Below are 23,632 nucleotides of genomic sequence, written 5' to 3'. Positions count from 1 at the left end.
ATAAATTTTAGTTAGGTTTTTAAAGTTTCTGAAGTCAAGAATAAAAAATAAAGAAACAAGAAATAAATAATTAAAAGATTATAATTATTAAATTGTACTAGTAAGAAAACTGTAATTATACTAATACTAATATATTTACTAGTATTAATAATTAGAAAATCTGAAAATAAAATTTCTTTTTTTGAATCTATTTTTTTTTTAAAAAAATAGAATAAAAGAGCAATAGAAAGAAATCTTATCAAATTATAATATATAGCAATTTCAAAAGTTTCCATTTTAGTTGAAGGTTGGTTTTTTTTGTAGATTAATTTGACCTATGAAAACAGGCCAATCGTATTTATTTAATTTCCTTTTTATTTTATTGCACTTTCTCTTACTCTCGGTGTATTCAATTAATAAGATGGGTAATTTATAATCTTCTTCTATTTTTTTTAATCGCTCTATAATTTTTTTACTTTCTTTTTTTTCTCGAAATAGATATTTTTTTTTCTCGAAATTATAATTAGTTATAACAGATTCTATAGCTACTGAATTAATAAAAGTATGTGTTTGTTTTATAATAGCTAACCCTGCATTTTGCATTAAGTATATTTCAGGAAAACGGCTTTTAATAGTTGTTAGAAATTCAACTAATTTTTTTGTTTGTTTTTTTTGTTTACCATAAGGACCGTAATTGTCAATATTGTCTAAAAAAAGGCCGTCAAAGCCTTTAGTTAGCTTTTCTTGAATGTTTTTTAGTAAAATTTCTTGAAGAGGTTTTTGATTTAAATCAAGATAATAACTGTCCCAAATAGTGTTTTTTCCTTCTAATGTGTAGTTTTTGGCTTCTTTAAAAAAAGAAACGTACTTATGGATTTCTCCTAGAGAGATATAGCATAAAACTTTCTCGTTTTTTTGTTTTAGTTGTGTTATTTCTTCTTTTGTATAATGAACCTCTTCAAGAATTACATACTTGAAATTGGTGATTTGATGTACAGGTACTTTTCCATAACATAGAAAAATAGTATCAATGTTTGAATTACAGAAGCTTTTTGTAGAAAAAAGAAGGCTTATAGGTAGAATGTAATATTTAATAAGGTGTATGATAATCGATGTTTTTTAAGATGTTAATATTTTCTTTTAATGTAAGCCCCGCAAATAAAATAGCGCCTGCTAATAATCCATAAACACTATCTTCATAAGAAAATAACCTGCTTAATGTAAAACCAAATATGATATTGGAGACGCAAGCCATGAAAAGTATTTCGAGCGCTTTTTTTTGTCGTTTTAATACGGTTAAATAAGAGGTGTTTAATATACCCCAACAAATAAAAAAATAAGCAAGCATACCTATTTGCGCTACTTTTATGTTTGTGTACTTAATTGGTTCTGAGAAAAAATAATTATACCCCCATTTACCATAAATAATATATTGTACAAGTATAAAAATTGGAATTGCAGTACTACATAATAACAATACATTTTTTAAGTATAAATCGTGTACGTTTTTTTTATATGATATGATATCAGTAAGCTTAGTGTTTTTACGTTTTTTGTTTAAATTTCTAATAAAATAAGTACTGTTATATTCTATAGAACCAGCTAATAATAAGAAGAATATAATAGCTAAATCCATACCTATCTCGTAGTCTTTTTCATAATAAACAGGAAAAAAGAAGTTACTTATTTTATAGCTAGACCATGCTATTATTCTATCTATAAAAAAGAATAGATTAATAAGAAGACCATATAAAAAGAAATAAAAATTATTATAAAAAAGAACTCCTATTCTATATTTTTTATTTTTACTCTTTTTTGCTTTTTTAAATTTAAAATATATGAGTATGAAAATTATAACGATGGCTATAGCCAGTAGTAATCCTATAAAATGTATTTGATAGATATTTAATTTACTCTCTTTAATTAAATAGATACCTAAAAAGGTTGGGAAAGTTGTGGATATAAAGATTATTATGCGGCTTTTTAACACATGAAGAGGAGCAAACACTAAAAAAAGAAAGCCAATTAAAAATGCATAAATTGATGTAAAAAGAACCATTTTATGGGGATAGAAAGGAATTAAATAGTTTAAAATATTTAAAAATAAGAGTACACTTATTAAAATAAAAAGACCTTGCTTGATTAGGTAGAAAGTCATTTTTCTAACCATAGAAAAGTCATTTAAATAATAGTGTTTAGATATTTCGTTACCAATTACTTGTATGGTACCACCACTTAATACCATTCCTAAAATAACACCTAAAATAACGGTTGTAGATTGTAATTTATTAAATCCAACAAAAGCATAAAGAGAAGAACCAAACAAGATGATGGTTATTAGTTGAATAACAAAAGCTAATAAATAAGAAGTATTTGATAAATAAGATTTAATAAAAAGAGAGGCTTCATAAAAAAAGCCTTCTTTTTCTTTTTTTATATTTAATTCTTCTTGAATTTCTTGCTCATTTTTAAGATCATTATATATATCTAAACTAAGCTCTTTAAAAATGCCAATAGCTAAAGATTTAATGTCTTTAAAATTATAGTAAACAGCAGTGTCTTTATCTTTTATACCAAAAGATTCAATAATAGCAATAACAACATCAACAGAAACAGGTTTTCCTATTTTATGCTGAACTTGTTTAAGTATTATTGTGTAGTTTCTAATGTAATTGTTCGGCATAGTCCTCAATTTTTTCTTTTACCATTAGATCTTCATATAGGTCTTCATATGATTTGATGATTTTATCTATAGTAAAATTCTCAAGAACTCTTTTTCTTGCATTTCGTCCCATTTGAAGTCTTATATCTTTATTTTGTAACAGGTAAATTACCTTGTCACCTAAATCTTCAAATTTTTTCGGTTCACATATAAATCCTGTAGATTCTGTAATAGCTTCACTTACACCACCAACATCTGTTGCTACAACTGGTATTCCGCAACTCATAGATTCTATTACTGTATATGGAAAACCTTCTGAAATAGAAGTAAGAATAGAAATGTCTCCTTCTAGAAACGCTTTGTGAGGAGCTCCGTGATGTCCAGCTAAAATGAAATTTTTTGTAAGTTTAAGCTCTTTAATTAAGTCATTACATCCTTGAGTATATTCTGGATCTGCGTTTTTATCTCCATAAACCAAAAATTGTACATTTGGAATAGTCTTTTTTACATAACCACATGTTCTAATCATTGTGAAAATGTCTTTTAAAGAAAAAATTCTAGCAATAGCGACAACAGTAGGTATGTTTTTTAGGTGTTTAGGTTTGTCACCAAAGGTAAACTCATTTTCATTTACACCATTGTAAATTATTTTCGATTTTTCTTTTGATAAGCCATAATTAAATTCCCATTTTGTGTTAAACTTATTAACAGACACAACTTTATCTGCTTTAGCAAAAGCAAGTTTTGTTATGGATTTGGAGGATCTAATCATAAGATTTTTAAGAAAAAAAGAATGAGTAGAGCTATTTGTGTAAATCATGAGTTCTCTAATAAATACGCCATGTTCGGTAGCTAAAATTGAGCTACCATGTTCTTTTTTAGCTATTAAAGCTGGAATAATAGGAGAACCTGTGATTGTAATATGAGCGATATCTATTTTAGGAATTGGTATAGATAGTGTCATTAAAATTTTACTAATCCAATTTAGAGAAAATGTAATATCATTTAATGTTGTTGTTTCTAAGGTTTCTAATGATTCTTCTTCTATTAAAATAACTTTAAATTCAGTCCAAACATCTAAGCTTTTTAAGGTTTTATCAAAGTCATACTCTTGAAAATAATCATATAAATTATAAATTGAAGTTTCTAAGACCTCTAAATCACAATTATTACTAATTAAATTTTTTATAAAAGATCTAAAATGATTTATAAAATTATTTTTAATAATAATATCTGTAGTTTTAAACTTTTTTTCTATAATTCTTGTATAAGAAGTATTATAATCAATAAGATCAAAAGGATGGTCAGTAGTCCAAAGAGGAAGTTGAGTAATACTTTTAATATTAGGACTAAGCAGATATTTAGATTTATTTTCAAAATTGGAGTTTAATGAATATAAATGAAAATCAATATTTTTGGCTAAATTACATAAAGTATGTGCCCAATTAGAAACACCTCCGTAATTATAAGGGTAAGTTCCCTCGGTAATAAGTAATACCCTCTTGTTCATGAGTTAATGTTATATACAATACAATTAATTAAGGGGATAATTTTTTTTGGCTGCAAAAGTATGCAATAAAATATTCAATAAAACGTAATTTATTTTTTACTTACGCTTTTAAGACACTTTTTTAAATAAAGAGTCACAAATTAAGTTTAATTAAATGTTAATTTTACCTTTGGAATTTTTTAGTAATTTTCAAAAATGGTCGTGTGGCTGGAACAGCAAAATTTTAAAAAAAGAGTTTTTGTAAATTTAGTAAAAGAGATTATGAGTATTAAAAAGAGGTATTTATTTTTATGAAATCATCAAAACAGAAAATTGCTTTTAAAGTTTTAATAGGATATTTAATACTTGGTGTTTTGGCTACTATTTCAGGGGGGTTATTACTCTCCGAAATTAAAACTTTTACAAAATTACAAAGACAAGGGGTTTTAGACGGAAAGAAAATTATACAAACCGGAAGTTTAATTGCTAAAGTCTATGAAAATGAAAATTTAGGTAGGGCAGCTATTCAGTTAAACTCAACTAAAAGATTTAAGGAGTATGTTTATGAGAATAAACAATTATTATTGAAAATTGATTCACTTAATTTTATTGTAAATAATGGCTCTCAAAAATTTATTCTAGACAGTATTAAGTTAGTTTTAACCAGAAAGCGTAAAAACATTACGGGTTTAAAGAGGTTAAAATTACAAAAGAATTCAGATGAATCTATTAATGAAGCTCTAGATAAATTAGGGTCTATAGATTTATTATTAGGTGGTGGTTCAGTTAAAAAAATTGTAGAGAACTCTTCATTTTTAGATGAAAAAACCCTTAAGAATTTAGAAGAATATCTTCATACAATAAATCAACAAGATGCCAATGTTAATATTAATAAAGTTGATCAAAAACAAATAGATTCTCTAGTTTCTATTTCTAAAAATATACTTAAAAAGGCACAGAGGGAAACAAATAACAAACGTAGATCTTTACGTGCAAAAGAGAGAGTATTGATTAAAAATGATTTAATTATTTCGAGGAAATTAAGAGAAATGTTAAATGTTTTAGAGAAAGATGTTATCATTTATACAAAAAATATTTACAAAGAGCGAGAAGAAACTCTTAACCGAAGTAAGAATATTATTCTATTTGCAGCGGCAATTGGTTTTATTATTATACTTCTTTTTTCATTTATTATTTTAGACGATTTCTGGAAAAGCCAGCATTATAGAAAGGAATTAGAGCAGGCAAATTCGATAGCTTCATCGCTTTTAAATAGTAGAGAACAATTGATGTTTATGGTGAGTCATGATTTAAGAACCCCTTTAAGTACCATTATTGGTTATAGCGAGTTACTTCAAAAAGAAGCACAAAATGTTAAAGAGAAAAATTATATAGAGCATATTCAGAATGCATCTGTATATATGAGGCAGTTGGTTGCCGATCTTTTAGAATTTTCTAAATTAGAAAGTGGAGAAGTTGGCGTAGAGTCTATTTCTTTTGATTTAAAAAAATACTTGACAGAAGTTGTAGATAATACCGAAAATTTAGTAAAAGATAAGCCTGTTTCTGTGATCTTAAAACATGATGAAACAATAGCTTCGCCTATTATTAGTGACCCGTTTAGAATAAAGCAAATTTTATATAATTTAGTAACTAACGCTAGTAAATTTACAGAAGAAGGGTTTATTACAATTAACAGTAGTATTGAAAAAGAGAATGCTAAAACTTATTTAAAAATAATAGTGAGTGATACAGGTGTTGGTATTGATAAAGATCAACAACAAAATGTTTTTAAAGCTTTTACTCAGATTGAAACAGGAAGTAATGACCGAAATGGTTTTGGTTTGGGGTTAACTATTTCTAATCGGCTTGCTGAATTATTAGGAGGGAAGTTAACTTTAAGTAGTAATTTAGGGGAAGGAAGTGTATTTACATTAAAGATTCCTGTAGCTTTTTCAGAAGAATCATTACATGAGTCTTCGATATCAAATGAAGGTGCCGTTTTTAGTTTAAAAGCTATTGTTGTTGAAGATGATGTAGCTATGGGAACGCTTTTAAAGGAGAAACTGGAACAATTAGGAGTAAAAGTTTATCTTTTTAATAATGCACAAACTGCTTTAAAAAGTGTTAGTGAAATATATTACGACTTGGTTTTAACAGACATTCAACTTCCGAAAATGAATGGTTTTCATTTCATGGAAACTCTAAAAAATCATGATTCATACAGTAATCAACCAATAATAGCGATGACAGGTAGGACTAGTTTATCTATGAAGGAGTATGTTAAAGCAGGTTTTTCTGATGTGTTAATAAAACCATTTCATCTTAATAAATTAGAGAGTATTTTACAAAAATATTTCAGTAGTTGTATTTTAAAACCCAATAGTATTAGTGAAATCGAGAATAAAGTAAAAGAAACAAGTTTTTTTGATGTTGTTTCTTTAGGGGCTTTTCTAGATAATGATGCGCTTTTGATACAGAGTACGTTGAGCCTCTTTTTAAAAGAGACTCAAAATGATTTTTTACTATTAGAGAAAGCACAAATAAATAATGATTTAAAAATATTTAATGACGTTAGCCATAAAATGATAAGTATGTTTAGGCAAATAAATGCTGTAACACTCGTTCCTTTTTTAGAAGTGTTTGAAACTGGTGAAAAAATTGATAGTATTCTTTTTGCTGATTTTAAAAAAATATTTAATGAGTTTATTTTAGAGCTAGAAAATTACCTTAGTTAAGATCGTATTCTTTTATTTTATTATAAAGTGTTTTTCTTGTAATGCTTAATAATTTTGCAGCTTGAGTTTTATTATTATCTGCTTCTTCTAGAGCTCTTATAATAAGTTTTTTCTCATTTTCTTTGGTAGAAAATTTTTTAGAAACGTTAGATTGATTTTTAACGTTAAATAACCCTTCTGGAAGTACATTTTTTTCGATGATTTCAGTTTGTGATAATAAGGTTGCTCTTTTTATAATATTAGATAACTCACGTAAGTTACCAGGCCATTGATAGCCTTGAAATAAGGCAAGTACTTCTTTAGAGAAACCAACAATAGATTTATTGAGTTCTTTATTTGCTTTATCTAAAAAAAAATCAGCATATAAAATTAAATCATCATTCCTGTCTTTTAAACTAGGTACTTTTATCGAAAATTCATTTAAACGATGATATAAATCTTCTCGAAAGTTACCTTCTTCAACAGCGAGTAATAGGTCTTCATTTGTAGCTGTAATTAAACGGATATCAACTTTTATTTCTTGACTACTTCCTAAAGGTTTAATTTTCCTTTCTTGTAAGGCGCGTAATAATTGTACTTGGCTCTCGTAGTTTAAATTCCCTACTTCATCTAAAAATAAAGTGCCTTCATTAGCAGCTTCAAAATGTCCTTTTTTATCATTTGTAGCACCAGTAAATGAACCTTTTTTATGTCCGAAAAATTCACTTGAAGCAATTTCTTTAGGTATAGCTCCACAATCTACAGCAATAAAAGGTTTGTTGTTTCGTGTGCTTTCTGTATGAATTGTTTGAGCAACAACTTCTTTTCCTGTCCCACTTTCTCCTGTTATAAGAACAGACATATCGGTAGGGGCTACTAAATGAATATATTCATACAGTGTTTTTGATGTAGCGCTTATTCCTGAAACAAATTTAATACTAGCGTTTTGTTCTTTTGTTTTATTTGTTAAAGAAGAGGTGTTATTAGTAGGTTTTTCTTCTAAAGCATTATTAATAACCTCTAAAACTTCATCAGGATTAAAAGGTTTTGAAATGTAATCAAATGCACCCTGTTTTATTGCTTGAACTGCTGTTGAAATTTCAGCATAACTAGTCATTAAAACTACGGGGATATCATTATTGTTTTTTTTGATTTGTTTTAAAAAGGTGATGCCATCGCCGTCAGGAAGACGTAAATCGGTAAACACTAAATTGTAGTTTTCCTTTTTTAATAAGGAAGAAGCACTGCTTATTGTATAGCTAACATCTATAATGTAATCGTGACGCTCAAGGAAACGTTTTAAGATATTAGAAAAAGTAATGTCATCTTCTACTAGTAAAATTTTTTTCATAAAAAGTGTTTAATTTTTAAAGCAACTCTTTATTAAAATAAAAAAGAACGCTTTTTAAAAGAACGTTCTTTTTCAATTAAAATTCAAATAAAAATACGTTTTTTATTTTTTATTTTTCAATTCTTTTTCATCTAGTAAGTTACCTTCTTTATTTGTGTAAACAATTGTTGGTTTGTTACCTGAAAGAAGTTCAAACTTGTACTGTTCCTTGCTGTTTACAAAAGCTTTACTGATAGTAGCTTTCGGAAAATACTCTTTAATGGTTTTTGCTACTACAGCAGGTATTTTTTTAATAGAAACCTCTTTAAAGTCGTCGTTTACTATAGAAGAAGTGATTTCGATAGGGAATAGGTTGTTAGAAGTTGCATATGTTGAAACTCCACTTGCTAAGATTGCTGTTGCTAAAAATAATTTTCTCATGATTTAAGTTTTTATTGTTCGGTTTATATATAGAAATAAATGTGCCATTTGTTTTTTTTAAATATGTTTTAATGGTTATTCCATTGCTTGTTAGTTGTTTGTGGTTTTTCGGGTGTTTATTCTTTTAAGTAACTATGTGTAAAGAGTGTGTAATCCAGTAGGTGTATTGTGTAATTATTACTCCATTAATGAATATTATTGATTTGTATAGACGAACCATATTTCTATTATCTTTGAAGAAAACCCTTAGTTAATGAAGTTATTTAAAAAACTTTTTAAAATTGTATTATTACTCTTTGTTTTAATAATTGTTGGAGTTTGGTTGTTTTCTTTGACATTGCATCCAACATATAATGGGACATTAGAGTTCGCTAATATTTCTGATAAAGTTACGGTGCACTATGATGAAGTTGGTGTTCCGCATATTAATGCTCAAAATCAACAAGATGCTTATACAGCATTGGGGTATGTGCATGCACAAGATAGATTGTGGCAAATGGAATTGGTTAGAAGAATATCAGCAGGAAGATTAGCAGAGGTTTTCGGAAAAGATCTAGTACGTACAGATAGATTTTTCCTAGGGTTAGGGATTGAAGAAGCTGCTGAAAAAACAATTGAAAATTTAGATAAAACGTCTGAAGCTTATAAAATGACCGCAGCTTATTTAAATGGGGTGAATCAGTTTATAAATGAAGGTGCAACACCATTAGAGTTTTATTTGACTGGTATTAAAAAAGAGAAATATACAATTAAAGATGTATATAATGTTTTTGGTTATATGGCATTTAGTTTTGCTGTCGCCCACAAAACAGATCCATTATTAACAGAAGTTAAAGAAAAATTAGGAGATGCTTATTTTGATGAATTAAATGGAGCAAATTATAAGAACTTAACTCTTATTAAGAATGAAAAGAATTCAGAAATAAAAGGAGCGTTTGCAAAAGCAATGAATACTTTACTTGATAAATTGCCAATTTCACCATTTATTGGAAGTAATTCTTGGGTTTTAGGGCCTGAAAAAACAAAAAATGGGAAAGTTATTTTTGCAAACGATCCACACATTGGTTTTTCACAACCCTCTGTTTGGTATCAATCACATATTAAAACACCAACCTATGAAATTTATGGATTTAATTTAGCTTTAACGCCATTTCCGCTATTAGGTCATAATAGGAGTTATGCCTACGGATTAACAATGTTTGAGAATGATGATGTTGATTTTTATTACGAACAGAATAATCCTGATAATAAGCAAGAATATAAAACTATTGATGGTTATAGAAAATATAAATTAATTGATAAAACGATTAAAGTAAAAAATAGTGTTGATACTACTTTTCAAATTAAGGTAACTAAACATGGTCCAATAATGAATAATTTAATTGATTTTATTAGAGATGAACGTCCTATTGCAATGCAATGGATTTACACTAAGTTAAATAATCAATTATTAGAAACAAGTTATGAGATGTCACATGCAAAATCATTATCTGAATTTAAAAAAGGAGCAAGTAAATTACATGCACCAGGCTTAAATATAATGTATGGAGATGCTAAAAATAATATTGCATGGTTTGCTTCAGGTAAATTATATAAATACAGAGATGGTATAAATACGAAGTTAATTTTAGATGGAGCCTCAGGTAAAGATGAAATAAAAAGATGGTTAGATTTTGAAGAGAATCCGCAAGCAATAAATCCTAAATTAAATTATGTGTATTCTGCAAACAATCAACCAGATTCTATTGCAGGTATTTTATACCCAGGGTATTATTTAGTAGAGGATAGAGCAAGAAGAATTGTGGAGTTGTTAGCGCCTAAAAATGATTGGACAAAAGAAGATGTTACAAAAATGATTTATGATGTAACCTCACCAACAGCTCCTGAAACAGCTAAGAAATTAATTGAAGCATTAACTATTACTGAATTTTCAGCAAGTGATAAAAAAGCAATTGAAATACTAAAGAAATGGAATGGTTACTATGGTAAAGATGAGGTTGCTCCTGTAATTTATAATCGTTTATTATACGAATTTCAAAAGAATACTTTTAAAGATGAAATGGGTGAGGCATATGTACAATTTGTAAATACCCCTTTCGTAGAAAAAGTAGTCCCTGTTCAAGCGGGAAGAATAAAATCTATTTGGTGGGATGATATTTCAACAAAAGAAAAAGTAGAAACGAGAAAAGATATTATTACTAAATCGTTTAAAAATACATTCTCTTTTTTACAAAAACAATTGGGAGGAAATGTTGATGATTGGAAATGGAATAGAGTTGCTTCTGTAGAGTATCAGCATCCAATAGGAAAAGCTGGGGGAGTATTGAGAAAATTATTTAATGTAGGTCCTTTTAAAACAAATGGAGGTGATCAGGTAATAAATAACCAAATTTATGATATTGATAGTACGGGGATATATAAGGTAAAAGCAGGCCCTTCAACGCGAAGAATTGTAGATTTTTCTGATGTAGAAAACAGCTTGGCAATTTTACCAACAGGTCAATCAGGTAATGTATTTAGTGAGCACTATAAAGATCAAGCTAAAAAATATGTAGACGGTAAGTTTGAGAAAATGAAAATTAATCAGTCCGAAATAGAAAAAAGTAAAAATATGTTGGTGCTTTTACCGAAGAAGTAATTGTTGTTGTTCTGCTGAAAATTATGTTTATCATTGCTAGATACGAAGTGATCTGTAGTTTATAGAAAAATAACTTTTTACATTGTTTCGTATCTATAAATGAATAAGGTTTTTAAATCTCCTTATAAACTTCTTCGAAAGGAATTCTAAAACGCTCACCATACACACCTTTCTCTGTTCTGATACCACAGCTAACAATCATGTTTATTTCTGCACCTCGTGGAATATTTAATAGGCGTTTTACTCGCCAAGTATCAGAACCTTCCATAGGGCAGGTATCGTAGCCTTCGGCAGCCATTGATAGCATGAAAGTTTGTGCTGCAAGGCCAGCAGTTTTATGAGAAACAATCCTCATATCGCTATTACGAATTTCACGATACATTGGTTTAAATAATCCAACAATTAAAACCATTAAGTATTTTAGGTAGCCTAAAATACCAAATAAATCGGAGTATACAAAAGGAATAATTTTCCCATAATAATTACGAGCTACTTTTTCTCTACTACTTTGTTTAGCTTCCAGATTGTTTTTTCCGAATGTAGTATCCATAAAAGCTAAATTAGCTTTAGCACGCTTACGCCACAAATCTTTTCGCGTAACAAAAATAACTAATTGTTGCGCTGTTTTCGCTGCACTCTGATTAAAACATAAAGGAGCAATTTTGACAATCGTTTCTTTAGAGGTAATATGATAAAATTCCCATAACTGCATGTTACTACTTGTAGGTGCTAAACTTGCTTGTTTAATACACTTCTTTACAATATTAGTATCAATGGTTCTTTCTGTATCGTATATTCTAACAGAACGGCGGTAATTAATAGCTTCTGAAACAGTTTTAGACATGCTTTATGTTTTTTTGAATAGAGATGGTGGTTACTTATCCTATTTTTAGTAAAGTTCTTAATTGTTTTAGTTTTCCTTTGTAAGGAGCGTAACGAGTTGGTACATCTAGCCAGTTACCTCTGGTAACTACGCCTTTGCTATGAGAAAAAACATCAAAAGTTTTTTTTCCGTGATAGCTACCAATTCCACTCTCTCCAACACCACCAAAAGGCAATCGATGATTTGCAAAATGAACCATCGTGTCGTTAATTGTTCCACCACCAAAAGAATATTTTTCAATTATTTTTTTAGCAAAACTTTTACGAGTTGTAAAAACATACAATGCTAAAGGTTTGTCGTATTTAGTAATAATAGCATCAAATTCTTCTTCGTTTTTATATGAAATTAATGGTAATATTGGTCCAAAAATTTCTCCTTTCATTACTTCGCTATCTAAACTAGGTTCGTTTATAATGGTAGGAGCAATATAATTATCATCTCTATCTGTTTTACCGCCAACTAAATATTTCTCGCCTTTTAACATAAGTGCTAAACGATCAAAATTACGAGTATTTACAATTCTTGGGTAATCTTCTGATTTTTGAGGGTTTTTACCGTAAGCTTTAATTAACTCTTCTTTAAAATGTTTTACAAATGCTTCTTTTATATCTGAGTGAATTAATAAGTAATCAGGAGCAATACAGGTTTGCCCTCCGTTAATAAATTTACCCCAAACTAATCGTTTAGCGGTAAGTTTAATATTGGCGGTATCGTCAACAATACAAGGGCTTTTTCCGCCTAGCTCTAAGGTTACGGGTGTAAGGTGTTCGGCAGCCGCTTTGGCTACTATTTTTCCTACGGGAACACTTCCTGTAAAGAAAATATAATCCCAATGCTGCATAAGTAGTTCTTGAGACGTTTCTACACCTCCTTCTATTACTGAAACATGGTTTTTATCAAAAACAGATTCAATAATTTCTTTGGTAATTTTACTTACATGTGGTGTTAATTCTGAAGGTTTTAAAATTACAGTATTTCCTGCAGCTATTGCTCCTAAAAGAGGTGCAAAAGCCAACTGATAAGGGTAGTTCCAGGGAGCGATAATTAATACAGTTCCGTATGGTTCCTTATATATTTTTGCTGAAGATGGAAAATTTAATAGAGAAGGTAAGATTCGTTTTGGTTTGCACCAAGAATCTAGATTCTTTAGAGTCATTTTTAATTCAGCTAATACGATAGAAGTCTCAGTCATTATAACTTCGTATTCTGATTTTTTAAAATCATCATACAGTGCTTTTACAATATCTCTTTCTCTCCTTATAAGTTCTTTTTGAAGCTTTTTTAAAGCGTTTTTTCTAAAGGAAATATCTTTAGTTTGTTGTGTCGAAAAAAAGTTTTTTTGTGCTTGAGCTAATTCAGGAATACGCATAGTTAGAATTTGTTTAAAGGTACAAATTTAACTGATTGTTTTAAAGATGTTTTTTAGGTGTTACAAGCAAGCGTCCCAGATAGGTTCTTTTGGAGTTGGTGCGGTAACTTTAATAAGTTCTTTACTTACTGGGTGAATAAATTCAATTTTTCGTGCATGTAAATGAATACTACCATCTTTATTGCTTCTTTTTGCACCGTATTTTAAATCACCTTTAATACTTGAGCCTATGTTAGATAACTGTACTCGTATTTGATGATGGCGACCAGTTTCTAAATCAACTTCAATTAATGAATAGTTTTCTAGTTTTTTAAGAACAGTGTAATGAAGAATTGCTTTTTTGCTACCGTCAATTTCTTTTAAATAGGCGGTAGATTTATTATTTTTAGGATTTTTCTTTAGGAAGTTAATCAGGGTATCTGCTGATTTTTTAGGTTGATTTTTTACAACAGCCCAATACGTTTTTTTGATGGTCTTTTCACGTAGCATTTTATTTAACCGTTCTAATGCTTTTGAAGTACGAGCATATATAACAACGCCAGAAGTTGGTCTGTCTAAGCGATGAACAGTACCCAAATAAACGGCACCAGGTTTATTATATTTATCTTTAATATATTCTTTTAAAACGTCAGAGAGTGGTTTGTCACCAGTTTTGTCGCCTTGTACAATGTCTCCAGCTCTTTTGTTAACAATTATTAAATGATTGTCTTCGTGTAAAACTTGTAAATTGTTTTTAGTAGAATGCATTTTTAAATATAACGTTAAGCACGGTAAAAGAGATTATTTAAAATCTTTAGCAACATCTTGATTTATTCCGTCAATAAAACTTAAGAATTCATCACGACCTAATCCTGTAGCAGAAGAGGTAAGAAACGATGTAGGTAATGTTTCCCAGTATTGTAATAATTTCTTTTTATAAGCAACAATTTGAGTATTTATCTTAGAACTACCCAATTTGTCTGCTTTGGTGAAAACAATACAAAACGGAATTTGATTTTTACTTAAAAATTGCATGAACTCTAAATCTATTTTTTGCGGATCATGACGAGAATCTATTAGTACAAAAGTACAAACTAATTGCTCTCTTTCTTTAAAGTAGTTTTCTATAAAAAATTGAAAAATAGTTCTTTTCTTTTTTGATATTTGTGCGTAGCCATAACCAGGTAAATCGACTAAAAACCATTCTTTATTGATGTTGAAATGGTTAATAAGTTGTGTTTTCCCAGGTTTTCCAGATATTTTTGCTAAATCTTTACGAGCCATTAACATGTTGATCAATGAAGATTTACCAACGTTTGAACGACCTATAAAAGCATACTCAGGTATTCTGTCTTTGGGTGCTTTCATAACATTGCTGTTACTCATCACAAAATCTGCAGATTTTATTTTCATAAAAATAAGTTAAGCTGTTTGCGCTATTATATATTTCGCTTAGAAAGCCAGTTTTCTAAAATTGCGTTAAATTCTTCAGGAGTTTCCATCATTGCAGCATGCCCACATTTATCAATCCAAAATAAATCTGAATCAGGTAATAATTTATGGAAATCTTCAGCAACTTCAGGAGGAGTTACACCATCTTGTTTTCCCCAAATAAGACATGCTGGTTGGTGCATGTTTGGTAAATCATTTGCCATGTTGTGCCTAATCGCACTTTTGGCAATAGATAATGTTTTTAAAGCCTTAATTCTGTCATTTACAATCTCATAAATGTCATCAACAAGTTCTTTTGTAGCTACTTTTGGGTCGTAAAAAACTTCTTGAGCTTTTGTTTCGATATATTCGTAATTACCTCTTTTAGGATAACTATCTCCCATAGATTTTTCATACAAGCCAGAACTACCAGTTAAAACGAGTGCATCTACATCGTTGGGGTAGTGTTTTGTATAGTACAAAGCAATATGACCACCTAAAGAATTTCCTAAAAGAACAACGTCTTTAAGGTTTTTGTATTCAATAAAATCGTGTAAATGCTCTGCTAAGTTTTTTACATTTGTTTTTAACAAAGGCATCGTGTATAAAGGTAGTTCAGGAATTAAAACATGATACCCTTTTTTTGAGAAATATTTAAAAGTTTCATCAAAATTACTAAGGGCTCCCATTAAACCGTGTAATACGATTAATGCTCTTCCTTTCCCTGCTTCTGCATATGTAAAATTACCTTCTTTCTTTAAAAATTCAGTCATTAATGTATAGGATTTGACTCAACCACAAATGTAGTCCTTTTTTGTTGAATTCTTGGTTTTATTATTTGCTGCATGTTTAAGATATTAAAACGCCTTGTATTCAGTTTTTTAGCTAAAAAGCCAAAACTTATGAACAAAGTGGTTAAAAGTGGTAAAAAGTGGTAAATATTTTTTATTTTTGATGCAAACTATGAATACTTGGTGTGGTAAATTTAATTGGAACATATGAATGTAAAATAGATGCTAAAGGGAGGGTGATGATGTCATCAGCTTTTAAGAAGCAGCTATCTTCTGTGTTACAGGATGGGTTTGTTGTAAAGAGATCAGTTTTTCAACCATGTTTGGAGTTGTATCCGATAGGTGAGTGGAATTTAATGATGCAAAAGATTAATAAGTTAAATCGATTTGTAAAGAAGAATAATGATTTTATTAGGCGGTTTACTGCAGGTGTAAAACCTGTTGAGGTAGATACGGCTGGTAGGGTGTTAATTCCAAAAGACTTATGTCAATTCGCAGGTATAGCTAAGCAGGTGGTGTTTTCGTCAGCTGTTAATATTATTGAAATTTGGGATAAGGATAGGTATGAAAAAGTAATAGACGATGCTGTTGTTAATTTTGCAGATTTGGCAGAAGAGGTGATGGGTAATATAGATGTAGATGAGTTATCATAATCCGGTTTTATTGAAAGAGAGTGTAGATGCACTTAATATTAAAGAAGATGGTGTGTATGTAGATGTGACTTTTGGTGGCGGTGGTCATTCGAGAGAAATATTAAGCAGGTTGGGAGTGAATGGAAAGTTGTTTGCTTTTGATCAGGATCCAGATGCGCAAGGGAATAAAATTGAGGATGATCGATTTGTGTTAATAGGTGAGAATTTTCGATTTATTTCGAGGTTTTTGCGTTTTTATGGTGTTCGGAAAGTTGATGGTGTTTTGGCAGATTTAGGCGTGTCTTCGCATCAGTTTGATGAAGCTGAAAGAGGTTTTTCTACTCGATTTGATGCTGACTTGGATATGAGGATGGATCAGAAATCTGATTTGTCAGCAAAGAAAATTATCAATAAATACAGTGAAGAGCGGTTAGCTGATGTATTGTTTTTGTACGGAGAGTTGAGGAATGCAAGAGCTTTGTCTAAAAAAATTATTTCGGCTAGAGAAGAAGAAGAAATTAATACTAGTTTTCAGTTGAAAGAAGTGTTAAAAGAGTTTCTTCCGCAAGCAAAAGAGCATAAGATTTTGGCGCAAATATTTCAGGCGGTAAGAATTGAAGTGAATCAAGAGCTGGAGGTGTTGAAGGAGTTTTTAGAGCAAATGCCTGGTTTGTTAAGTGAAGAAGGACGTTTAAGTGTTATTTCGTATCACTCGTTAGAAGATAGGTTGGTAAAGCGATTTATAAGAACAGGACTGTTTGCAGGGGAGCCAGAAAAAGATTTTTACGGAAATATTAGTGTTCCTTTAAAGAAGGTAGGGAAAATGATTATTCCAACCAAGGAGGAGATAAAAGTGAATAATAGAGCGAGAAGTGCGAAGCTACGAGCGGCAACATTAAAGTAATGTCTAGAGTAAAAGATAGTATTTATGGGATATTACAAGGGCGGTTTTTAACAGATGATAGCTCTTTTAATAATTGGAGAATATTAATTTTTGTTGTAGCGCTATTGTTAATAATGATATCAAGCTCACATAGTTTAGATGCTAAGGTGGTTAAGATAGCTGAGTTGAATAAGATGAAAAGGGAGTTTCGGGCTGAGGATTTTGATACGAGCACGGAATTAACAAGGATGAAATTAGAAAGTAATATTCGGAAAAGGGTTAAGTCTAAAGGGTTGTTTCCTGCAGAAAAGCCACCGCAAAAAATAAAAGTAACAACTAATAAAGAGTAAATAGAAATGGTAATAAAGAAAAGTATATTAAACAAACTCTATGTGGTTGTGGTTTTAATGACGCTTTTCTTCGTGGTTATTGTTTTTAGGATTTTTAATCTTCAGTATGTAGAGGGAGATAAGTACCGTAAGCTTTCTCAAGAGAAAACTGAAAGAAACGATACCATATTTGCAAATAGAGGTAATGTGTATGCTGCTGATGGTAATTTATTGGCTACTTCAATGTCAAAATACACGATTCGAATGGATGCTGTGGCGGTAAAGTCAGAAGTGTTTGAGAAAAATATACGAGCGCTTTCTGAGGCTTTGTCAAAACTATTAGGAAAGCCAACTAGTTATTATCAGAAAAAAATAAGAGAAGCGAAAACGCGTAAAAACCGTTATTTATTAATTGCTCGTGGTATCGGTTATAATGATTATGTAAAGATGAAAAGCTTCCCTATTTTTAAATTAGGGGTTTATAGAGGTGGTTTTATTGCAGATCAAAAGACGATTCGAGTACATCCTATAGGGAAAATAGCAGCGAGAACAATCGGTTATGATAATTCAAAAGGAGGTGCAGGGATTGAAGGTGCTTTTGCTGATTATATGCAAGGAGAAAACGGTTGGAGATTAAAGCAGAAGATAGCTAAAGGGCAATGGAGACCGATTAATGATGTAAACGAAAAGGAGCCGATTGATGGTAGTGATGTTATAACTACAATTGATGTGAATATTCAAGACATAACGCATCATGCATTGTTAAAGCAGTTAGAGTATTTTGAAGCAGATCATGGTTGTGCGGTTGTGATGGAGGTTAAAACTGGAAAAATAAAAGCTATTGCAAATCTTGGTGTAACTTCAAAAGGGAAGTATTACGAGAAAAGAAATTATGCGGTTTGGGAAAGTCATGAACCGGGGTCTACCTTTAAGTTGGCAAGTTTAATGGCTGCATTAGAAGATAAAGTAGCTGATACATCTGATATTATTGATTGTGAAAAAGGGAAGATTTTTATAAATAATAGAAAGGTACAGGATAGTAGAAGAGGAGGGCATGGAAAAATTTCATTAGCTCGTGTTTTTGAAGTTTCATCAAATGTTGGTATTGTGAAAACAATTCAAAAGCATTATGATAAGAATCCGAAAAAATTTATAAAACGAATAAAATCATTTGGTTTAGATCAATTAACAGGTGTTAAAATAAAAGGAGAAGGGAAGCCGTATATTCCAAACCCTTCAGAAAAGAGTTGGAGTCCGATTTCATTAGAATGGATGGCTTTTGGAGGATATGGTGTTTCTGTAACTGCATTACAAATGTTGGCTTTTTATAACGGGGTGGCTAATAACGGAAAATTAGTGAAACCATATTTTGTAAAAGAATTAAGAGTTGGAGGGAAAGTAGAGAAAAGCTTTGGAACTGAGGTTTTAAAAGAAAAGATAGCGTCTCAGGTTACTATAGATAAAGTTCGAAAAATAATGAAGAACGTTGTCGTTAAAGGAACTGCTGAGAGAATATATTCTTCTAATTTTTCTATGGCAGGAAAAACAGGGACAGCTAAAAAATGGATACCTAAGCATAAGGATAAAACAGGTAAAACAATTTACGGTCATTATTCCAATAAAAAATATGTGGCTTCATTTGCAGGTTTTTTTCCTGCAGAGAATCCTAAATATTCATGCATTGTAGTTGTTCATAGTCCTAAGAAAGAAAAAGGTTATTATGGGGGTATAGTTGCAGCACCAGTTTTTAAAGAAATTGCTCAGAAAATTTACACAACAACTCCGGTAAATAATCAATTGGTATCTGATAAAATATCATCAGCAAGTGTTGATAAGGAATATCAGAATTATTATGAAAAATTAAGAAAGTATAAAACAATTATGCCTAAAGTTATAGGAATGAGTGGGATGGATGCAATTGCGTTGTTAGAAAATATGGGGATGAAAGTTAAGTTTTCTGGAATGGGAAAAGTGACTGAGCAATCTATAGGTAAGGGAGTAAAGTTAACAAAGGGAGCAACAGTTTATTTAAAGTTATCATAATTGAAGAATTTAAAAGACATATTATTTAAAGTATCTGTAAATAAAATTTATGGAGATACAAATGTGCTAATCAATAAGATTCAGTTTGATAGTCGATTGATACAAGATAAAGACGTATTTGTTGCTCAAAGAGGAGTTACCGTTGATGGACATCAATTCATAGAGAAAGCATTGAGTTTAGGTGCGACTGTTGTTGTTTGTGAAATCGTTCCAGTAAATAAAAAAGAAGGTGTAACGTATATAGAAGTTGAAGATTCTAATACAGCTTTGGCAGTTATGGCTGCTGGTTTTTACGAAAATCCATCAGCTAAATTACAGTTGGTTGGTATTACTGGTACAAACGGTAAAACAACTATTGCTACATTATTATATAACTTATTTAAAAAAGCAGGATATAAGGTCGGTTTACTATCAACAGTTAAAGTAATGGTGGGTGATGAAGAGCATAAAGCGACACATACAACGCCAGATTCACTAGCGATAAATAAGTATTTATCGTTAATGGTTGAAGAAGGAGTGGATTATTGTTTTATGGAGGTGAGTTCTCATGGAATTCATCAAAAGCGTACCGAGGGTTTGCGCTTTACAGGAGGTGTTTTTACAAATTTATCTCACGATCATTTAGATTATCATGAGACATTTGCAGCGTATAGAGATGTGAAAAAATCATTTTTTGATTCGTTACCTAAAACAGCATTTGCTTTGGTGAATATAGATGATAAAAACGGGCAAATAATGCTGCAAAATACCAAAGCTAATAAACAAACCTATGCTTTAAAAACGGTGGGTGACTTTAAAGCAAAGGTTTTAGAAAAACGTTTTTCAGGAAGTCTGTTAACGATAAATAATATTGAGATTTGGACGAAGTTAATAGGGGAGTTTAATGCGTCTAATTTATTAGCAATTTTTGGAGTCGCAGATTTATTAGGCTTAGAAAAAATTGAAACGCTAAGGCTTATAAGTGAGTTAGAAAGTGTTAGTGGGCGTTTTGAATATACTATTTCAAAAGAAGGGGTAACAGCAATTGTTGATTATGCACATACGCCAGATGCACTTAAGAATGTATTGCAAACTATAAATGATATTCGTACAGGAAATGAAAAAGTAATAACTGTTGTTGGTTGTGGAGGTAATAGAGATAAAACAAAACGACCTAAAATGGCAATGATAGCTTCTCAATTAAGTAGTCAGGCAATATTAACTTCTGATAATCCAAGAAATGAAGATGCTCAGGTTATTATTGATGAGATGGAGAAAGGAGTGTCAGCAGAAAATTATAAAAAAACATTGTCAATTTTAAATAGAAAGCAAGCTATAAAAACAGCATGCAAATTGGCGGTAACAGGAGATATAATATTGATTGCAGGAAAAGGACATGAAAATTATCAGGAAATAAATGGTGTAAAGCATCATTTTGATGATTTGGAAGAAGTGGTGAATTGTTTTAATCAATTAATAAACTCATAAAATGCTGTATTATATATTTCAATATTTAGAAAGTGAATTTAATCTTACGGGAGCAAGTGTGTTTCAGTTTATTACGTTTAGGGCAGCTACAGCTTTTATATTGTCTTTATTGATATCAATGATTTTTGGAAAAAAAATCATTAATTATTTAAGAAGACTTCAGGTAGGAGAAACGGTAAGGGATTTAGGATTAGCGGGTCAGGTTCAAAAAGCAGGAACCCCAACTATGGGAGGGGTTATTATAATTCTTGCAACTTTGGTTCCGGTTCTTTTAATGGCGAAGCTAGAAAATATTTACATCATAATCTTGTTAATAACCACTGTTTGGATGGGTTTAATAGGCTTTACAGATGATTACATAAAAGTATTTAAAAAAGACAAAGCTGGACTAAAAGGAAAGTTTAAGGTTTTAGGTCAGGTAGGGTTAGGTGTAATTGTAGGAGCGATGTTGTATTTTCATCCAGATGTAACAATTAAAGAACAGTTGCCTACTTCACAGCAAATAGTGCAAGAGAGTGGAAAAGTAAAAGTATTTGGAGAAGCTCATAAATCAACAAAAACAACAGTGCCATTTTTAAAAGACAATGAATTAGACTATGCAAAAGTGTTTAATTTTTTAGGAGATGATTACGCAGGTTATGGATGGATTGTTTTCATATTTGTGGTTGTTTTTATTGTAACAGGAGTTTCAAATGGAGCGAATCTAACTGATGGTATAGATGGGTTGGCAGCAGGAACATCAGCAATTATTGTTGTTGTTTTAGCAATACTAGCATGGATTTCTGGAAACATAATTTTCGCTGATTATCTTGATGTAATGTACATTCCTAACTCTGGAGAAATGACGGTGTTTATTTTTGCCTTTGCAGGTGCTTTAATAGGGTTTCTTTGGTATAATACATTTCCTGCTCAGGTGTTTATGGGGGATACAGGAAGTTTAACTATTGGGGGTGTAATAGCGGTTATTGCAATAGCCATTAGAAAAGAATTATTATTACCTGTTTTAGCAGGTGTTTTTGTAGTTGAAAACCTATCAGTAATACTTCAAGTTTTTTATTTTAAATATACAAAAAAGAGATTTGGAGAAGGAAGAAGGATTTTTAAAATGGCGCCATTACATCACCATTATCAAAAATTAAATTATCACGAGACTAAAATAGTTACCCGTTTTTGGATTGTAGGAATTTTGTTAGCAGTATTAACAATTGTAACCTTAAAATTAAGATAAGATGAAGCGGTTAGTGGTTCTTGGTGGTGGAGAAAGTGGTGTAGGAGCTGCGTTACTGGGGAAACAAAAAGGATTTGATGTTTTTGTTTCTGATAAAGGAAGTATTTCTGATAAATATAAAAAAGTATTAGTAGTTAATTTAATTGATTTTGAAGAGTATCAGCATACCGAAAATAAAATTTTTAATGCTAATGTGGTTGTAAAAAGCCCTGGTATTCCTGATAAGATTGCTTTAATACAGCAATTAAATTTAAAAGGGATAAGTGTAATTTCTGAGATTGAATTTGCATCTGAATTTACTGATGCAACAGTGATTGGTGTAACTGGTTCAAACGGAAAAACAACAACAACGATGCTTTTGGGGCATGTGCTTAAAAAAGCAGGGCTAAAAATAGGTGTTGGAGGAAATATAGGAGACAGTTTTGCGAAGCAGGTTGCTGAGCAAAGTTATGAAGAATATGTGTTAGAGTTAAGTAGCTTTCAGTTAGATGGAATAATTGATTTTAAGCCGCATATAGCGATTATGACAAACATATCGCCTGATCATTTAGATCGGTATGATTATGATTACGATAAATATATAAAATCAAAGTTTCGAATAACAAAAAATCAAACAGAAAACGATTTTTTAATATACGATGCAGATGATGAAGCCATGCAGAATTGGCTAGGTAAAAATAAAGTTAACGCAAAAAAAATTCCGTTTTCAGTAGAAAAAGAATTGGAGTATGGAGTTTTTTTAAGGCAAGATAAAATAATTATGAAATTAAAAACAGAAGATATATTGATGAATGTTTCTGAATTAACATTACAAGGAAAACACAATACTAAAAATGCAATGGCTGTGGCTATGGCTGCGAGATTGTTGAAAGTAAGAAAAGAAGCAATTGCAGAGAGTTTGTCTGATTTTGAAGGTGTTGAACATCGTTTAGAAAATGTGCAAAAAATTAATGGCGTACAGTTTATTAACGATAGTAAGGCTACGAATGTTAATGCTGTTTTTTATGCTTTAGAATGTATGGATGGTCCAACAGTTTGGATTGTTGGTGGTGTTGATAAGGGAAATGATTATGCAGATTTATTACCGTTAGTAAGAGAGAAAGTGAAAGCAATTGTTTGCTTAGGTTTAGATAATCAAAAAATCATTGAAACATTTGGTAATGTTGTAGATATTTTGGTAGAGACAGCAGGAGCAGAAGAGGCTGTAAAAGTAGCAAATAAGGTAGCTAAAAACGGAGATGTAGTTTTGTTATCTCCAGCTTGTGCTAGTTTCGATTTATTTGAGAGCTACGAAGATAGAGGTGATAAATTTAAGGAAGCAGTTAAAAGTTTATAAAAAAG

The 23,632-nt window shown here is 30.4% G+C and carries 19 protein-coding genes; 9 read left to right on the top strand and 10 right to left on the bottom strand.

What is annotated here, in order from left to right:
• Nucleotides 1-276: 276 nt before the first annotated feature.
• From CXF68_RS00915 to pelF, 3 genes are all read right to left on the bottom strand, one after another.
• Entirely contained in the window at nucleotides 277-945 is a 669-nt protein-coding gene (locus CXF68_RS00915; RefSeq protein WP_255398703.1) for an endo alpha-1,4 polygalactosaminidase, read from the bottom strand.
• Between the two features lie 124 nt (nucleotides 946-1,069).
• Complete coding sequence (locus CXF68_RS00910; RefSeq protein WP_101042487.1) at nucleotides 1,070-2,662, bottom strand: hypothetical protein; 1,593 nt, start codon at nucleotides 2,660-2,662, stop codon at nucleotides 1,070-1,072.
• Nucleotides 2,643-4,151, bottom strand: coding sequence for a GT4 family glycosyltransferase PelF (gene pelF / locus CXF68_RS00905; RefSeq protein WP_101042486.1), 1,509 nt, complete (start codon nucleotides 4,149-4,151; stop codon nucleotides 2,643-2,645). The genes CXF68_RS00910 and pelF overlap by 20 nt, the downstream gene beginning before the upstream one ends.
• A 290-nt stretch (nucleotides 4,152-4,441) precedes the next feature.
• On the opposite strand from pelF, the gene CXF68_RS00900 reads away from it, so the two are divergent.
• Complete coding sequence (locus CXF68_RS00900; RefSeq protein ID WP_101042485.1) at nucleotides 4,442-6,868, top strand: ATP-binding protein; 2,427 nt, start codon at nucleotides 4,442-4,444, stop codon at nucleotides 6,866-6,868.
• Here the strand turns inward: CXF68_RS00900 and CXF68_RS00895 are convergent.
• A complete protein-coding gene (locus CXF68_RS00895; protein WP_101042484.1) occupies nucleotides 6,861-8,198 on the bottom strand; it encodes a sigma-54 dependent transcriptional regulator in 1,338 nt (445 codons plus the stop codon). The genes CXF68_RS00900 and CXF68_RS00895 overlap by 8 nt on opposite strands.
• Nucleotides 8,199-8,300: 102 nt before the next feature.
• Nucleotides 8,301-8,618 (bottom strand): hypothetical protein, encoded by a 318-nt coding sequence (locus CXF68_RS00890; RefSeq protein WP_101042483.1) that lies wholly within the window; start codon nucleotides 8,616-8,618, stop codon nucleotides 8,301-8,303.
• Between the two features lie 253 nt (nucleotides 8,619-8,871).
• On the opposite strand from CXF68_RS00890, the gene CXF68_RS00885 reads away from it, so the two are divergent.
• On the top strand, nucleotides 8,872-11,256 hold the full coding sequence (locus tag CXF68_RS00885; protein WP_101042482.1) for a penicillin acylase family protein: 2,385 nt from the start codon (nucleotides 8,872-8,874) through the stop codon (nucleotides 11,254-11,256).
• A 112-nt stretch (nucleotides 11,257-11,368) separates the two neighbouring features.
• Here CXF68_RS00885 and CXF68_RS00880 read toward each other — a convergent pair whose 3' ends face one another.
• From CXF68_RS00880 to CXF68_RS00860, 5 genes are read right to left on the bottom strand one after another with little or no spacing between them, the layout of a single operon-like run.
• Nucleotides 11,369-12,100 carry a nitroreductase family protein gene (locus tag CXF68_RS00880; protein ID WP_101042481.1) on the bottom strand — a complete coding sequence of 244 codons (732 nt, stop codon included), beginning with the start codon at nucleotides 12,098-12,100 and terminating at the stop codon, nucleotides 11,369-11,371.
• A gap of 34 nt (nucleotides 12,101-12,134) precedes the next feature.
• Nucleotides 12,135-13,508, bottom strand: a complete 1,374-nt coding sequence (locus tag CXF68_RS00875) for an aldehyde dehydrogenase (RefSeq protein ID WP_101042480.1) — start codon at nucleotides 13,506-13,508, stop codon at nucleotides 12,135-12,137.
• Nucleotides 13,509-13,568: 60 nt separating this feature from the next.
• A complete protein-coding gene (locus CXF68_RS00870) occupies nucleotides 13,569-14,255 on the bottom strand; it encodes an RluA family pseudouridine synthase (RefSeq protein WP_101042479.1) in 687 nt (228 codons plus the stop codon).
• Nucleotides 14,256-14,288: 33 nt separating this feature from the next.
• On the bottom strand, nucleotides 14,289-14,900 hold the full coding sequence (gene yihA, locus CXF68_RS00865; protein ID WP_101042478.1) for a ribosome biogenesis GTP-binding protein YihA/YsxC: 612 nt from the start codon (nucleotides 14,898-14,900) through the stop codon (nucleotides 14,289-14,291).
• A gap of 26 nt (nucleotides 14,901-14,926) precedes the next feature.
• Nucleotides 14,927-15,691 carry an alpha/beta fold hydrolase gene (locus CXF68_RS00860; protein WP_101042477.1) on the bottom strand — a complete coding sequence of 255 codons (765 nt, stop codon included), beginning with the start codon at nucleotides 15,689-15,691 and terminating at the stop codon, nucleotides 14,927-14,929.
• Between the two features lie 203 nt (nucleotides 15,692-15,894).
• Here CXF68_RS00860 and mraZ point away from each other — a divergent pair, with 203 nt between their 5' ends.
• The 7 genes from mraZ to murD are packed head-to-tail and all read left to right on the top strand — an operon-like array spanning nucleotide 15,895 to nucleotide 23,627.
• Nucleotides 15,895-16,362, top strand: coding sequence for a division/cell wall cluster transcriptional repressor MraZ (mraZ, locus tag CXF68_RS00855; protein ID WP_101042476.1), 468 nt, complete (start codon nucleotides 15,895-15,897; stop codon nucleotides 16,360-16,362).
• A complete protein-coding gene (gene rsmH, locus CXF68_RS00850; RefSeq protein ID WP_101042475.1) occupies nucleotides 16,349-17,245 on the top strand; it encodes a 16S rRNA (cytosine(1402)-N(4))-methyltransferase RsmH in 897 nt (298 codons plus the stop codon). Before mraZ ends, rsmH begins: the two co-directional genes overlap by 14 nt.
• Nucleotides 17,245-17,574: an FtsL-like putative cell division protein gene (locus CXF68_RS00845; RefSeq protein ID WP_101042474.1), complete on the top strand. Its 330-nt coding sequence runs from the start codon at nucleotides 17,245-17,247 to the stop codon at nucleotides 17,572-17,574. Before rsmH ends, CXF68_RS00845 begins: the two co-directional genes overlap by 1 nt.
• A gap of 6 nt (nucleotides 17,575-17,580) precedes the next feature.
• Nucleotides 17,581-19,596, top strand: coding sequence for a penicillin-binding protein (locus CXF68_RS00840; protein WP_232771591.1), 2,016 nt, complete (start codon nucleotides 17,581-17,583; stop codon nucleotides 19,594-19,596).
• Nucleotides 19,597-21,063, top strand: coding sequence for a UDP-N-acetylmuramoyl-L-alanyl-D-glutamate--2,6-diaminopimelate ligase (locus tag CXF68_RS00835; RefSeq protein WP_101042472.1), 1,467 nt, complete (start codon nucleotides 19,597-19,599; stop codon nucleotides 21,061-21,063).
• Between the two features lies 1 nt (nucleotide 21,064).
• Nucleotides 21,065-22,291 carry a phospho-N-acetylmuramoyl-pentapeptide-transferase gene (gene mraY / locus CXF68_RS00830; protein WP_101042471.1) on the top strand — a complete coding sequence of 409 codons (1,227 nt, stop codon included), beginning with the start codon at nucleotides 21,065-21,067 and terminating at the stop codon, nucleotides 22,289-22,291.
• 1 nt (nucleotide 22,292) lies between these two features.
• The gene (murD, locus tag CXF68_RS00825; RefSeq protein WP_101042470.1) at nucleotides 22,293-23,627 is read left to right on the top strand and encodes a UDP-N-acetylmuramoyl-L-alanine--D-glutamate ligase; all 1,335 of its coding nucleotides are present in this window, start codon (nucleotides 22,293-22,295) and stop codon (nucleotides 23,625-23,627) included.
• Nucleotides 23,628-23,632 lie beyond the last annotated feature (5 nt).

Source organism: Tenacibaculum sp. Bg11-29, from assembly GCF_002836595.1.
GTDB lineage: Bacteria > Bacteroidota > Bacteroidia > Flavobacteriales > Flavobacteriaceae > Polaribacter.
This window is presented reverse-complemented; position numbering and strand designations above follow the sequence as displayed.